This window comes from Ferrimonas aestuarii (assembly GCF_005116665.1).
GTDB lineage: Bacteria > Pseudomonadota > Gammaproteobacteria > Enterobacterales > Shewanellaceae > Ferrimonas > Ferrimonas aestuarii.
This window is the reverse complement of the sequence record NZ_SWCJ01000008.1, coordinates 120,111-131,691: the sequence shown is the minus strand read 5'-3', so window position 1 is coordinate 131,691 and position 11,581 is coordinate 120,111. Positions and strand designations below refer to the sequence as shown.

Sequence of the window (11,581 nt, the reverse complement as noted above, 5' to 3'; positions counted from 1 at the left end):
AAACCTACATTGGGAACCAAGGACTATTGAAATAGCGAGCCGCCCAGCCCATGGAGTTGCTGTCGGCAATGGCACCTTTGCCACCATAAACAATCCGAGCATCGGCGATACGCTGAGAAGACAAGGTATTGTCATTACCAATGTCATCGATTCGAACCAAACCCACAAGACGAAGGTATTCGTCGCCTTGATTCAAACGTAGCCATTTCTCTCCACGGATCAGCAGCACCTCGTTAGGTAGCACTTTGGCAACGGTTACCGTAATGGACCCAGACAACTGGTTCTGCTGACTCGAACGTCCGTTACCTGAGTAGGTGGAGCCAACCCCTAGAGAACCTTGGCCACTGTAACTATCGCCATTGCCGAAACTGGCTTCGCCATTGCCGTTTAACGCTGAAGATTTGCTGGTTTGGGTATCCGCTTGTTTACTGGCTTGAGTTCGCTCGTCCAAATTAACAGTAAGGATGTCGCCCTCTCGAAACGCCCGCTTATCTTTAAACAAAGTCAGCATGAAACCAGGGCGGTACAGGCTGCCATGTTTTGCCTCTGGAAGGCTGTAGTCGATAGTCGGTGGCGCCCAATCCGGGGTGTCCGGCTCAGGTGGCGTTTCTGGGAAATGACTGGCACATCCAGACAAGCACAGCACCAAGGCAACAATCCAAACTCTCACGGTAAACTCCTTACACCGTCTGATTCAGGAACTGCATCATCTCATCCGACGCAGTCAGGACTTTTGCGTTCATCTCATACGCGCGTTGAGTCGAAATCATCTCAACCATCTCCTCAACCACGTTGACGTTCGCGCCCTCTAGTGAGCCTTGACGAAGCAAGCCCATTCCCTGCTCACCAGCTACGCCCTCAATCGCCACCCCAGACGCGCCGGTTTCACTGAACAAGTTATCACCCATGGCCTCAAGGCCAGCTGGATTAATAAAGTTCACCAAAGTGATCTGACCTAGCTCTTCTGCATCGGTTTGACCAGCCATTTGGGCGCTAACCATGCCATCAGTACCAATGGTCACAGTCACCGCTTCTTCAGGTATGGTGATTTGTGGTGTCAACGGTAGGCCACCGGCAGTCACCATCGCACCGTCGGCATTACGATAAAATTGTCCATCTCGTGAATACGCCAGCTCTCCGGTAGGCATTTCGACTTGAAAAAAGCCTTGGCCTTCAATGGCGATATCCAATTGTTGACCTGTTGTGTTCATCGCTCCGGTAGTGAACACTTTTTGGGTACCAGCCACTCGAACGCCGGTACCAAGCTGCAATCCGGAAGGCAGGTCATTAAGCTGATCAATCTGACCACCTGGCTGACGCTCTACTTGATAAAACAGGTCATTAAAAGCCACTCGATCTTTTTTAAATCCAGTGGTGTTTACGTTTGCCAAGTTGTTGGCAATGGTGGTCATTTTGGTGTCTTGGGCAGCCAGACCGGTTTTACTGATCCACAGTGCAGAACTCACGGGTCGCTCCTTATATGTTACCTAGTAGCCGATTACCTGACTTCGCCAAGGTTTCAGCACTTTTCATTAGCTTTATCTGAACTTCGAACTGACGACTGAGATCCATAGAGGCAACCAGTTCTGTCACCGCATCAACGTTACTGCTCTCCAAAAATCCGCTCACCAGCGACACTTCTGGGTCCATTGCCGCAACGGTGCCATCTTTAAGGCGCAGTAAGCCGTCGTCCCCTTTTAACAGGGTGTCAAAATCAGGGTTGACCAACTTTAGTTGACCAACCTCTTCGATGATTCCACCTCCAGCTGGGGTGATGCTGACCATGCCGTCGTCGCCAACAAAGATCTCTTTGTGTTCAGGCACTACGATGGGGCCCTCTACACCGACGGCGACTCGGCCATCGATTCGCATCTGGCCATTGGCGTCCAGTTCAAACTGACCAGAGCGGGTATAGGCTTCCTGGCCATTCGCTTCCACAGCAAATAAACCTTGATCGAAAATCGCCAGATCCAACGCTCTTCCTGTTGGTGCCAATTCGCCTTTACTGGCGCTGACCCCAGCGCTGCCCATCTGAGACAGCACACGAGTGTTAGAGATCTGCTTGGCCTGAACCAGCTCCAAGTCGGCGCGAAAACCATTGCTATCGACGTTGGCAAGGTTATTAGCTCGCAAAGCTTGCGCTTCCATCACCCGTTGGGCGCCAGATGCGGCAGTGTAGATAAGCTTATCCATGATTAAATCGCGTTCAGCAGAGCTTGGTTCATGGTATCCGCGGTGGTCAGCACCTTGGCATTGGACTGGTAGTTACGCTGAGCGGTCATCAGGTTCACCATTTCAGCGGTCAAATCGACGTTCGAGCCTTCGATGTAACCAGAGCTAACGCTTCCCAGAGTGCCATTGCCAGGTGCACCTACTACAGGAGCACCTGCCGCTTGAGTCGCGGTCCAAGCGGTATTGTTCACAGGTTCCAAGCCATTCGGGTTAGTAAAGTTTGCCAATACAACCTGACCTTGAAGCTGCTCCTCACCATTGGTGTAAGTGCCATACACTTTGCCACTTTCATCTACGCGCACACCGACAAGCTCGCCAGAGGTGTTACCGTTCTGGTCGATGCTGGAGGTAATGTAGTCCGCGCCATACTGGGTGGTGTTGTTCCACGCTAATTCAATGGTCATATCCGATGCACCAGTGCCAGCGGGAATGGTTAGGGAATCGGTACCACCTGCGGTCAGTTTGCCGTCGGTATCAAAGGTCATCGCGCTGGTATCTGCCAACGTGGTTCCGTCCATTGAGTAGTGCACATTCCAAGCGTTATCGGCGGTTTTAACGTAGTACTGGGTCAGCGCATGCTCATTACCCTGAGAGTCAAACACGGTAACGGTGTTGGAGGAGTGGTAGGTACTCACATCACTGGCATTAAACGGAGTGGTAGCAGGGTTAATCGCAGTAACACGAGAATCTAAATTCGCGGTCATGTTCACTTTACTGGTTGCCGACGCAGGAACCGAGCCGGAGGTCACCTGAAGATCACCCACATTACCGGTCATCAACTGGCCATCAGCACCCACAGGATAGCCTTGCAGTTTGTTGCCATATGGGTCGACGATGTTGCCATCGGCATCTTGATTGAACATGCCAGCACGGGAGTACAGCGTTGAGCCATCAGACGCATTCATGACGAAGAAGCCCTCACCCTGAATGCCCATGTCCAGCTCGCGCCCGGTGTACGTCATTGAACCGCCTAAGGCAAAGTTTTGGCTGGCACCACTCATGGTGACACCATTGGCCTCGCCGCCGTTATAAACCGCAGCAAACTCAGAGCGGGCACCGCGATAGCCCGCCGTTGATACGTTGGCAATGTTGTTACTGATGGTATTGAGTTCTTGACTGGTTGAGCGCAGGCCGCTCATTGCGATGTTGTATGACATGGGCTTACGATTCCTGTGATTTATCTGGATTGGAGTTGCTGTCTTTACTGCCTGCAACTTCACTGATGGACAGCACCGACACAGTGCCAAGGCCATTACTCATCTCCGCGAGCATCATTCCCGATGCACTGGCAAAGTGAATTTTTTCAATTTCACCGACTAAGAAAGTCGACAATTCGGTGATGTCGCCATCGGCACTGGCTTTTGCAGCCAGAGTGTATTCACCGGGAGGCAAACCAAGGGCTTCAGGGTCAATCTCGAAGGGGATGTCTCCTTTGGACTGAGCTCCTAACTCTACGGTGGCAACGACTTTGCCGTTTTCATCTTTAATATCGACGCTCACCTGCTCTGCGGCGCTCTCTAGGAACACCTTTCCGGTAATCGGCTCATCAGCAAGCGTAAGCTCAGAGGCGGGAACCATGGCCTGCTTACCAATCAGAGAAGCGGACTGAACGATGGTCGAGTTTTCCAACATGGTCATCTGCATGGCCTGATTCTCCCGAATCAATTCCAAGCTCTCCACCTGAGACATCTGCGCCAACTGACTCACGTATTCATTGGAGTCCATAGGGTTAGTTGGATCCTGATTTTCGATCTGAGCGATCATCAGCGTCATAAATTGGTTTGAAATTTTCGAGGCTTCACTGGCGTCGCCGATGTTATAGCTGTCGGCCGGATTCGCCACTGGAGCACTGTTTGCATTGACCTTAGCGTCGTTATTACTGGTTGCAGATACCGTCATTACTTACTTCCTAATTGCAGCAAACCCTGCTGCATAGAGCGAGCACGGTTCATGATGTTAACGCTAGCTTCGAAGCTTTGAGTTGCCGACATCATGTCAGCCATCTCCGACACTCGGTCAACATTTGAATAGGCCACAAACCCGGCTTCATTGGCATAAGGGTGATTCGGCTCGTAACGCATATCGACTTCCGCATCGGTTTGCACCACGGCGGCCACTTCAACTCGAGCGGCCGGCGCCATCTGCCCTTCAGCTTGCTTATACACCGCTTGAAATACCGGTTTAATGGCGCGATATGCCTGTTCTGGGCTCTGCGCGGCGGCATCGGCATTAGCGAGGTTACTGGCAACGGTATTCAACCGCAGAGTCTGCGCAGCCATGGAGCTGCCAGCGATGTCATATATTTGATTAAACGACATGATTATTGGCCTTCAATGGCAGAGCGGATGCCATTAATTTTCATATTTAAAAAGGTCAAACTGGTTTGAAAGTCCATGCTATTGGCACTAAACCTCGCTTGCGCTTGATCCAGCTCGACGGTGTTTCCATCGGCAGAAAACTGATGAGGCACCCGATACCCAAGTTGGTAATCGCGCCCTACTTCACCAGTAGCTTGATAGCGTTTCATGGCTGCAGCAAAATCGATATCCTGAGCCTGATAGCCGGGGGTTTCCGCATTGGCTAAGTTGGCGGCTAAAATTTTGCTACGCTCAACTCTTACATCCAGTCCCTGAGCATGCAGCCCGAGGGCGGCTTCGAGATTGATAGCCATAACAACTCCTGTTAATGTAAACGGTCTAGGCACATAGCAAACAAGTTTTATGCCAACATGCCAAACCGAGATAAATCAATGAGATACATTAAAAGGCATGGAAAGATCGGAAGCGGAAATTCCCTTCCCCATCTGTTTTCACATCGACTATTTCCGCTCTTGGCATTGGTGACGGCCGGTCATAGTTTTGCCGATGGCGACGTGACATCTCAGATCTCCCAAGCACTGACAGCTGGCCTAAATCAGCAAGTACATCGTTGGCAAACCAACCATCCGGGTCGCTGGCGCCCTCATCAACTGGAAATCACCATGCCCGTAGGCGTGGAACGCCTGCAGGCCTGCACCCAGCCTCTGAAAATCAGTAACAACGCTGACCGATTCCCCGGCGGACAACAGCAACGGCAGATTAAATGCACTTCCCCAAGTTGGGTTTTGTTTGCGCGCGCAGAGGTCACCATGAAGGCACAGGTCCCCATCACCACAAAAAAACTGTCCAAGGGTGCAGTGATTGACGCCGAAAGCATACGCTGGCGCACTATCACCATAGAGGCTCGACATCAATCAATCGTGATGTCGAAGCAGGAGTTAATTGGTCAACAAACCAAGCGGGGTATTCGTTCCGACTCGCCGATCCTCAAGAGCCTTGTTACCGCACCTCTATGGGTGAAACGAGGTGAACTGATTATTTTGCAAGCTGGCACCGAAGACTTTGTGGCAACTTCAGAAGGCGTTGCTTTAGAATCAGGCAGTGAAGGCCAGCGTATTCGTGTCCGCAATAGCAAATCCGGAAAGGTGGTTTCTGGGATCGTCATCGAAAAAGGGAAAGTGCAAACTTTTTATTAAAGTTTACTAACCTTGCTGTCGCTGTAGTCCTGTAGAATCCAATAGAGAGAGGTGATCATGGAGATCTCATCCGTTGGCATTAAGCCCATTACAACCACAGATACACAGACTCAATCCGAGGTACAGCAACAATCTGTGCCTGCGGTGCCGCAGCAAAAAGCGGTTAGCGATGAGTGGCAGCAACTCAATAATGCCAGCGCTCAACTGCAAGAACTACCAGAGATCGATACCAGCAAGATCGCTCAACTTCAGGCAGAGCTAGCCACCGAAGGCTACCCCATTGATATTGATAAGATTGCAGAAGCGATGTTTGAACAACATAGCGGACAAAAATAAAAGATGACCCCAAAAGAGCGTGTTAAGGCCATTGTTTTCGGCATCAAGCAAGACTTGAACGATTACGATGCTCTACAGCAACTGCTGTCTGAACAACGCACCTTGCTGCAATCTCGAAATTGCGCAGGGTTAGAAGAGCACAATCAAAAACAGCTGCAGCTGTGCCAACAGTTAAAGCGCAGTGCTGATGCGCGCGCTCAACACTTATCCGCTTTAGGATTAGAGCCTAATGGCGTGGGGTTTAAGGTGTTAATGTCGAAGTTGCCAACGGCCACTTCAGACAAGGTCAGTACCCTCTGGAGCCAGCTTGAACAGAAGGTAACCCTATGTAAACACCACAATGACGGCAACGGCCAGCTATTAAGTACTCAGCAGCAAAGCCTAGCCAAACTGCTGAATCCTGAGCACACTGAAGCCCTCAATAACGATTACGGTTTGATGCGCTCCTAGCCGCGCTCTCATCTGTCTGTTTTTGCTCTTGGCGCCGATGTTGCTCTCGGCGCATCTCCTCTCGATTTTGTTGAAGCCAATGTAGCCCCTGGCGTTTACTCAACGTTTGCTGCCACAATTGATTCACCCGAGAGGACTCCGCCTCTGCCAGCTGTTTCTCTTTCTCAAGCTTGTGCTTTCGAGGGATAAGCTGAGCATGAATATCGCCGCGATTTTGCAAAGCTAATGCACCAGATACCGCAAATTCACTGCTAAGCTGTTGAAGCTGCTGATTCAGGTTTTGCTGCCTTGTGGCAATCTGCGACAGACGCAGAAGCTGACGCTGTTTCTGCCCACCCAATACCGACAACTGCTTCTCCTGGCGCTCTTTAAGCTTGGCGATGGCTTTATCAGGCACTGTTTACGGCCTCCAAAAGTGACTCGAGCTGCTGATCACTTTCAGCTAACGAAACGCTATCAAACTGCTTCTGAGTCAAAAACTGTTCAAAAACGGGGTAACACTTCACGGACTTATCCAGCTCGGCGTCTTGCCCCGGTTGATATCCTCCAAGGGGTAAAAGCTCCTTCACCTCTTGGTAACGACCTAACAACCGGCGGACAGTCTGCCCCATCTGCAACTGTTCAGGGGTACGGATAAGGTCTGCCACTCGGCTTGCTGACGCATTGATATCAATCGCAGGATAGTGGCCCTTTTCGGCCAATTTACGACTTAACACAATGTGACCATCCAAGATCGCTCTGGCAGAGTCAGCGACAGGATCTTGCTGATCATCTCCTTCAGCCAACACCGTATACAAGGCCGTCAAACTGCCATTGGCATTATCGCTGTTACCAGCTAATTCTACTAAGGACGGCAAGGTAGAGAACGCTGATGGCGGATAGCCTCGGGTCGCTGGTGGCTCGCCTAAGCTTAAGCCAATCTCCCGTTGAGCTTGGGCGTAACGGGTCAGAGAATCCATCAACAGCAGCACATCCTGGCCTTGGTCGCGAAATGCACAGGCGATCTGGTGACACAGCTTTGCTGCCCTTAATCGCATCAACGGAGTGGTGTCTGCAGGGGCTGCAATCACCACTGCGCGGCGTCGGCCCTCTTCGCCTAAGGCGTGCTCGATAAACTCTCGAACTTCTCGGCCACGCTCACCAATTAAACCGACCACAACGACGCTGGCTTGGGTGTAACGGGTCATCATGCCTAATAGAACACTCTTGCCCACACCAGAACCAGCAAATAGCCCCAAACGCTGGCCTTTGCCAATAGGTAACATGGAGTTAATGGCACGCACGCCAACGTCCAATTGGGCTTCGATAGGACGTCTTAATAACGGATTAGGAACTTGGGTTGTGGTGGACACCAACTGGCAGTGACTCAGGGGACCTAAGCCATCAATTGGCACGCCGCTGCCATCGAGCACACGGCCAAGAAGCCCTTGACCGATTGGAACCTGTTGATCATTGGCTAGGGGTAAAACTCGCGCCCCTGGCATCAGCCCTCGAGTCTGATTCAGTGGCATCAGCATCAATGATGGGCCATCAAAGCCCACCACTTCAGCTTCAATCTCCTGACCATCTCGCCCAGCGATGACGCAGCGTTCCCCCAACCCCAGTTGGCAGCCAACCGCTTCCAGCATCAAGCCGTTCACTCGCATCAAGCGACCGTAAATGGTCGCAATCGGCACCGTTTTTGGCACCGACTTTAAGGCACGATTAAGCCTGTGAGCCGTCATCATCCACCAAGTGTTTGGCAACGTGTTTCATGCAGTTATCAAGGCGTGATTGCGCCGACGCATCCGCTTCACACTCATCAGTCACCACCCGAACGTCGCCAATCGACAGGCTAGGGTCTTCCTGCATGTCCCAAGACTTAATGTGCTCAGGAGCTTGCTCCTTCAGCTTATTCAGCGTGGTCGAATCTAGGAATATTTTTGGCGTCACTTTAGATTCTGGCAGGCTGTCCAAAGTCTCATCAATCAAACTCAACACTTGTTGAGGATGCAAAGTTAATTCACAGCGTGTCACCTGCTCGGCCACTTTTTGCACCAGTTCAAGAATCAGTTGCTGATGCTGTTTAAGCTGCTGTTCATGGCCTTCCTGAAGCTGCTGCTGCAGCGCGGTAATAGGCGGAAGTAGCTGATTCAACTGCTGCTCGAAATGCATCTTGGCAGACTGCATCCCTTGCTGTTGCCCTAATTGAACGCCCTTGGCTTCACCGGCTTTTAAGCCCTCTTCATGACCATCGGCATAGCCTGCGCTGCGACCAAGTTCCAAGCCTTCTTGATAGCCTTGCTCTAGCGCTTGCTGTTGCTGCTGCGGGTTCTCCACTAATTGCTCTTGGCCGTTTTGTGCCAGCGGTGGAAAGTGAAAAACTCGAGCTCGACTTGAATCAAGCTTCCAACGATTTGTGCTCATTACTCCACCACCGGCTCATCGAACAGTTGCAACTCAATCTCTTTGGCTTCCATCATCGACTTAGCCTTTTCCATCACTTCAGTACGGGCCTGATCGGCACGGCTTAAGGCAACGGGTCCAAGGGCTTCCATCTGAGTTTCGATACCCGAGGCCATACGTTTTGGCAGTGCCGACAGAATCGACTTGCGCAGTTTGGTATCGACCCCTTTGAGAGACAGGGACAGGGTTTCCTGCTCTACCTCTGCCAATAGTTTCTGCAGTGTCTCGTCTTTTTGACGGCCAAGAATGATGTAGTCGAACATGTTGTCTTCGACCTGAGTCGCCAGACTGTGATCGTGGAGCCGAAGCACCGACATCAACTGTTCACGGTCACCTTCGTAGCGGTTCAAAATATCAGCCACTTGCTTAACGCCCGCTACTTGAGTGTGACTTTTCTCCATGGCGATGGCCACGCAGCGCTCCACCAACTGACGCAGTTCTTCAACCACATCCCGATCCAATTCGCCTAACGCGGCAATTCGCAGCAGAACCTCATCATGACAATGACTCGGCAAGTGCTGTAATACTAACGAGGCATTTTCTGCAGGTAATAGACCCAACAGAACCGCTTGAAGCTGACTGTGTTCATGGGTAATTTCGTGTGCAAGAAGCTTGGCATCAACCCACTCGAGTCGACGAACCAAGGTCTGAATTTCATCACCGTAGATATTATCAATAAGGCCTTTAGCCACTCGATCTCCTAAGGCGATATCCAGCGTACGCTGCAAATAACCACGAGACGCTCTGGCAATACCAGATTGGCTACGGTAAGCATCAAAGAAGTTACTCAGTACACTACCTGCCTGCTCTTGAGAAATGTTACTCAAACGAGCCATTCGATGGCTTAGTCGTTGGACGTCACTTCTGTCCAGATGCGCCAGCACTTTAGCAGCACCCTGTTCACCCATGCTGAGCAGCAGCATGGCCGCCTGCTCAACACTGTCCATCTGAATTTGATCACCTTTAGTCACGTTTGTCGGCTCCAATCCACTGAGAGATAACTTCAGCGACTCGCGCTGGTTCTTCGTTTGCGAGCATGCCTAAGTGCTCAAGCTGAACCGTCAACGGTGAGCCAGGCTCTGGTAGCCCCAACGCCACAATGGCACTGGCAAGCGCAGGCTGCTCAGGTTCTTGTTCTGGTTCAATTTCAGGCTCTGGCAGAGCCACTGGCGCCGCACCCGGAGTCGAATTCTCTGCTGCAGTTTTGCGCTCAACGGTGACCAAATGAGTCACCAGTGGCCGTAGCACGAACAGAATCAAACAGATTGCCACCAAAGCTCCCAGGCCATAGCGTAGGTACTGATGATATTCCGGCATCTGCCACCAAGGCGTTGCTTCAATAACTGGAACCGTGGCTTGCGCGAAGGTAAACACACTGATGGAGATCTGATCGCCACGTTGGCCATCAAAACCGATGGCATCTTTGACCATCTGCACCATCTGATCCAGCTGCGGCTGTTGCCAATCGCCTGCGTCCTGGTTGATCAACAGCGAAACCGACAACTGCTCAAGCTGCGCCTGTTGATACTGCGTGTGACGCACCGAGCGCCCGGTGTCGAAAGAGCGGCTTAACTCCTCGGTAGAGTTGTTACTTTGGTTAGTTGGTTGGTTCTGTTGCGGTGGTTGATTGGACAGCGCACCAGGAATCCCCAGCGCCATATTGCCCTCAATAGTTTGAGTGCTGGAGCGCTCTTGGGTCATTACCACACTTGGGTCAACCTGCTCTTGAGTCTCCTCAACTCTGTCAAAGTTCACCTTGGCAGACAGTTGAACTCGATACTGACCATCGCCAACCACAGGCGACAGCATCGATTCGGCGCGAGACTTTAATTGCTGCTCTAGGTTCGCCGTGAACTCGATCTGCTGATCATTAAGGCCCGCCATGCCAAATTCATCGTTGGTTGAGCCACTTAGCAGCTCTCCAGTCTGGGTAACCAGTTGCACTCGTTCCGCTTCAAGGCCCGGCACACTTCCCGAAACCAAATTCACAACAGCGGCGACCTGACTTCGAGACAGATTGTGGCCAGGCTTTAAATCCACCATCACCGAAGCAGACACCTGGGCATCTTGCTTGCGAATAAACAGTGTGCGCTTAGGGATAGCTAAGTGAACTCGAGCCATACGAACCGCATCAAGGGCCATGATGGTCCGAGCCAGCTCCCCCTCCATACCATGACGATATCGAGCCTGCTCCATAAACTGGCTGGTAGTGATATCCGACTGGAGGTTCTCAATGCCCATAGGCAATTGCGCTTTTACCCCTTTGGCAGCCAGCAGTAAACGAGCCCGACTGACCTCTGAAGCGGCGACCAGTACTTGTCCTGTGTTGGCTGCAATTTGGTAAGAGATCTGCTCCCCTTCCAACACTTCAATGATTTGTGCACTATCGAAGCCCTCTTGATTACCGTATAGCGGCTGCATGTTTTCACCCGCACTCCAAAGCACGGCAACAATCAGCAACGCAGCGACAACAGCCAGAACGGATAACACGATTACCTGTTTATCTCCGCCCCCTTGTCCCACTTTTGCCATTACTCCTTTGAGTGACATTGGCGCCGCTTGAGAATTTGGTTGATTCACCACAGTCGTAGACATGATATTCCT

Annotated in this window: 15 protein-coding genes; 3 read left to right on the top strand and 12 right to left on the bottom strand. The window is 51.5% G+C overall.

All coding sequences use genetic code 11. The annotated features are described in order from the left end of the window. Nucleotides 1-4: 4 nt before the first annotated feature. The 7 genes from flgH to FCL42_RS12260 are packed head-to-tail and all read right to left on the bottom strand — an operon-like array spanning nt 5 to nt 4,903. Complete coding sequence (flgH, locus tag FCL42_RS12290; protein WP_136863719.1) at nt 5-670, bottom strand: flagellar basal body L-ring protein FlgH; 666 nt, start codon at nt 668-670, stop codon at nt 5-7. A gap of 10 nt (nt 671-680) precedes the next feature. After that, on the bottom strand, nt 681-1,466 hold the full coding sequence (gene flgG / locus FCL42_RS12285; protein ID WP_136863718.1) for a flagellar basal-body rod protein FlgG: 786 nt from the start codon (nt 1,464-1,466) through the stop codon (nt 681-683). A 10-nt stretch (nt 1,467-1,476) separates the two neighbouring features. Continuing rightward, nucleotides 1,477-2,193: a flagellar basal body rod protein FlgF gene (locus tag FCL42_RS12280; RefSeq protein ID WP_136863717.1), complete on the bottom strand. Its 717-nt coding sequence runs from the start codon at nt 2,191-2,193 to the stop codon at nt 1,477-1,479. A 2-nt stretch (nt 2,194-2,195) separates the two neighbouring features. Beyond that, nucleotides 2,196-3,389 carry a flagellar hook protein FlgE gene (gene flgE, locus FCL42_RS12275; RefSeq protein WP_136863716.1) on the bottom strand — a complete coding sequence of 398 codons (1,194 nt, stop codon included), beginning with the start codon at nt 3,387-3,389 and terminating at the stop codon, nt 2,196-2,198. A gap of 4 nt (nt 3,390-3,393) precedes the next feature. Next, entirely contained in the window at nt 3,394-4,131 is a 738-nt protein-coding gene (locus FCL42_RS12270) for a flagellar hook assembly protein FlgD (RefSeq protein ID WP_136863715.1), read from the bottom strand. Continuing rightward, complete coding sequence (flgC, locus tag FCL42_RS12265) at nt 4,131-4,550, bottom strand: flagellar basal body rod protein FlgC (protein WP_136863714.1); 420 nt, start codon at nt 4,548-4,550, stop codon at nt 4,131-4,133. The genes FCL42_RS12270 and flgC overlap by 1 nt, the downstream gene beginning before the upstream one ends. 2 nt (nt 4,551-4,552) lie before the next feature. After that, entirely contained in the window at nt 4,553-4,903 is a 351-nt protein-coding gene (locus tag FCL42_RS12260) for a flagellar basal body protein (protein WP_136863713.1), read from the bottom strand. A 78-nt stretch (nt 4,904-4,981) separates the two neighbouring features. On the opposite strand from FCL42_RS12260, the gene flgA reads away from it, so the two are divergent. Genes flgA through FCL42_RS12245 form a run of 3 tightly spaced genes read left to right on the top strand, consistent with a single transcriptional unit; the run spans nt 4,982 to nt 6,532 of the window. After that, on the top strand, nt 4,982-5,746 hold the full coding sequence (gene flgA / locus FCL42_RS12255; protein WP_169308380.1) for a flagellar basal body P-ring formation chaperone FlgA: 765 nt from the start codon (nt 4,982-4,984) through the stop codon (nt 5,744-5,746). Between the two features lie 57 nt (nt 5,747-5,803). After that, nucleotides 5,804-6,082: a flagellar biosynthesis anti-sigma factor FlgM gene (flgM, locus tag FCL42_RS12250; RefSeq protein WP_136863711.1), complete on the top strand. Its 279-nt coding sequence runs from the start codon at nt 5,804-5,806 to the stop codon at nt 6,080-6,082. A gap of 3 nt (nt 6,083-6,085) precedes the next feature. Beyond that, on the top strand, nt 6,086-6,532 hold the full coding sequence (locus tag FCL42_RS12245; protein ID WP_136863710.1) for a flagellar protein FlgN: 447 nt from the start codon (nt 6,086-6,088) through the stop codon (nt 6,530-6,532). On the opposite strand, the gene FCL42_RS12240 is transcribed toward FCL42_RS12245, so the two are convergent. Genes FCL42_RS12240 through fliF form a run of 5 tightly spaced genes read right to left on the bottom strand, consistent with a single transcriptional unit; the run spans nt 6,501 to nt 11,572 of the window. Then, nucleotides 6,501-6,929: a hypothetical protein gene (locus FCL42_RS12240; protein ID WP_136863709.1), complete on the bottom strand. Its 429-nt coding sequence runs from the start codon at nt 6,927-6,929 to the stop codon at nt 6,501-6,503. The genes FCL42_RS12245 and FCL42_RS12240 overlap by 32 nt on opposite strands. Then, nucleotides 6,922-8,256, bottom strand: coding sequence for a FliI/YscN family ATPase (locus tag FCL42_RS12235; RefSeq protein WP_136863708.1), 1,335 nt, complete (start codon nt 8,254-8,256; stop codon nt 6,922-6,924). Before FCL42_RS12235 ends, FCL42_RS12240 begins: the two co-directional genes overlap by 8 nt. Then, complete coding sequence (gene fliH / locus FCL42_RS12230) at nt 8,237-8,938, bottom strand: flagellar assembly protein FliH (protein WP_136863707.1); 702 nt, start codon at nt 8,936-8,938, stop codon at nt 8,237-8,239. The genes FCL42_RS12235 and fliH overlap by 20 nt, the downstream gene beginning before the upstream one ends. Further along, a complete protein-coding gene (locus tag FCL42_RS12225; protein WP_136863744.1) occupies nt 8,938-9,924 on the bottom strand; it encodes a flagellar motor switch protein FliG in 987 nt (328 codons plus the stop codon). Before FCL42_RS12225 ends, fliH begins: the two co-directional genes overlap by 1 nt. Nucleotides 9,925-9,940: 16 nt before the next feature. Next, a complete protein-coding gene (gene fliF, locus FCL42_RS12220; protein ID WP_136863706.1) occupies nt 9,941-11,572 on the bottom strand; it encodes a flagellar basal-body MS-ring/collar protein FliF in 1,632 nt (543 codons plus the stop codon). Between the last annotated feature and the right edge of the window lie 9 nt (nt 11,573-11,581).

Bases quoted from the DNA above. Each gene is read 5' to 3' on its own strand.
- FCL42_RS12235 (WP_136863708.1), bottom strand. From the start codon at position 8,256: ATGACGGCTCACAGGCTTAATCGTGCCTTAAAGTCGGTGCCAAAAACG.
- FCL42_RS12245 (WP_136863710.1), top strand. From the start codon at position 6,086: ATGACCCCAAAAGAGCGTGTTAAGGCCATTGTTTTCGGCATCAAGCAA.
- fliH (WP_136863707.1), bottom strand. From the start codon at position 8,938: ATGAGCACAAATCGTTGGAAGCTTGATTCAAGTCGAGCTCGAGTTTTT.
- flgA (WP_169308380.1), top strand. From the start codon at position 4,982: ATGAGATACATTAAAAGGCATGGAAAGATCGGAAGCGGAAATTCCCTT.
- FCL42_RS12260 (WP_136863713.1), bottom strand. From the start codon at position 4,903: ATGGCTATCAATCTCGAAGCCGCCCTCGGGCTGCATGCTCAGGGACTG.
- flgC (WP_136863714.1), bottom strand. From the start codon at position 4,550: ATGTCGTTTAATCAAATATATGACATCGCTGGCAGCTCCATGGCTGCG.
- flgE (WP_136863716.1), bottom strand. From the start codon at position 3,389: ATGTCATACAACATCGCAATGAGCGGCCTGCGCTCAACCAGTCAAGAA.
- FCL42_RS12225 (WP_136863744.1), bottom strand. From the start codon at position 9,924: ATGGACAGTGTTGAGCAGGCGGCCATGCTGCTGCTCAGCATGGGTGAA.
- flgM (WP_136863711.1), top strand. From the start codon at position 5,804: ATGGAGATCTCATCCGTTGGCATTAAGCCCATTACAACCACAGATACA.
- FCL42_RS12270 (WP_136863715.1), bottom strand. From the start codon at position 4,131: ATGACGGTATCTGCAACCAGTAATAACGACGCTAAGGTCAATGCAAAC.
- fliF (WP_136863706.1), bottom strand. From the start codon at position 11,572: ATGTCTACGACTGTGGTGAATCAACCAAATTCTCAAGCGGCGCCAATG.
- FCL42_RS12280 (WP_136863717.1), bottom strand. From the start codon at position 2,193: ATGGATAAGCTTATCTACACTGCCGCATCTGGCGCCCAACGGGTGATG.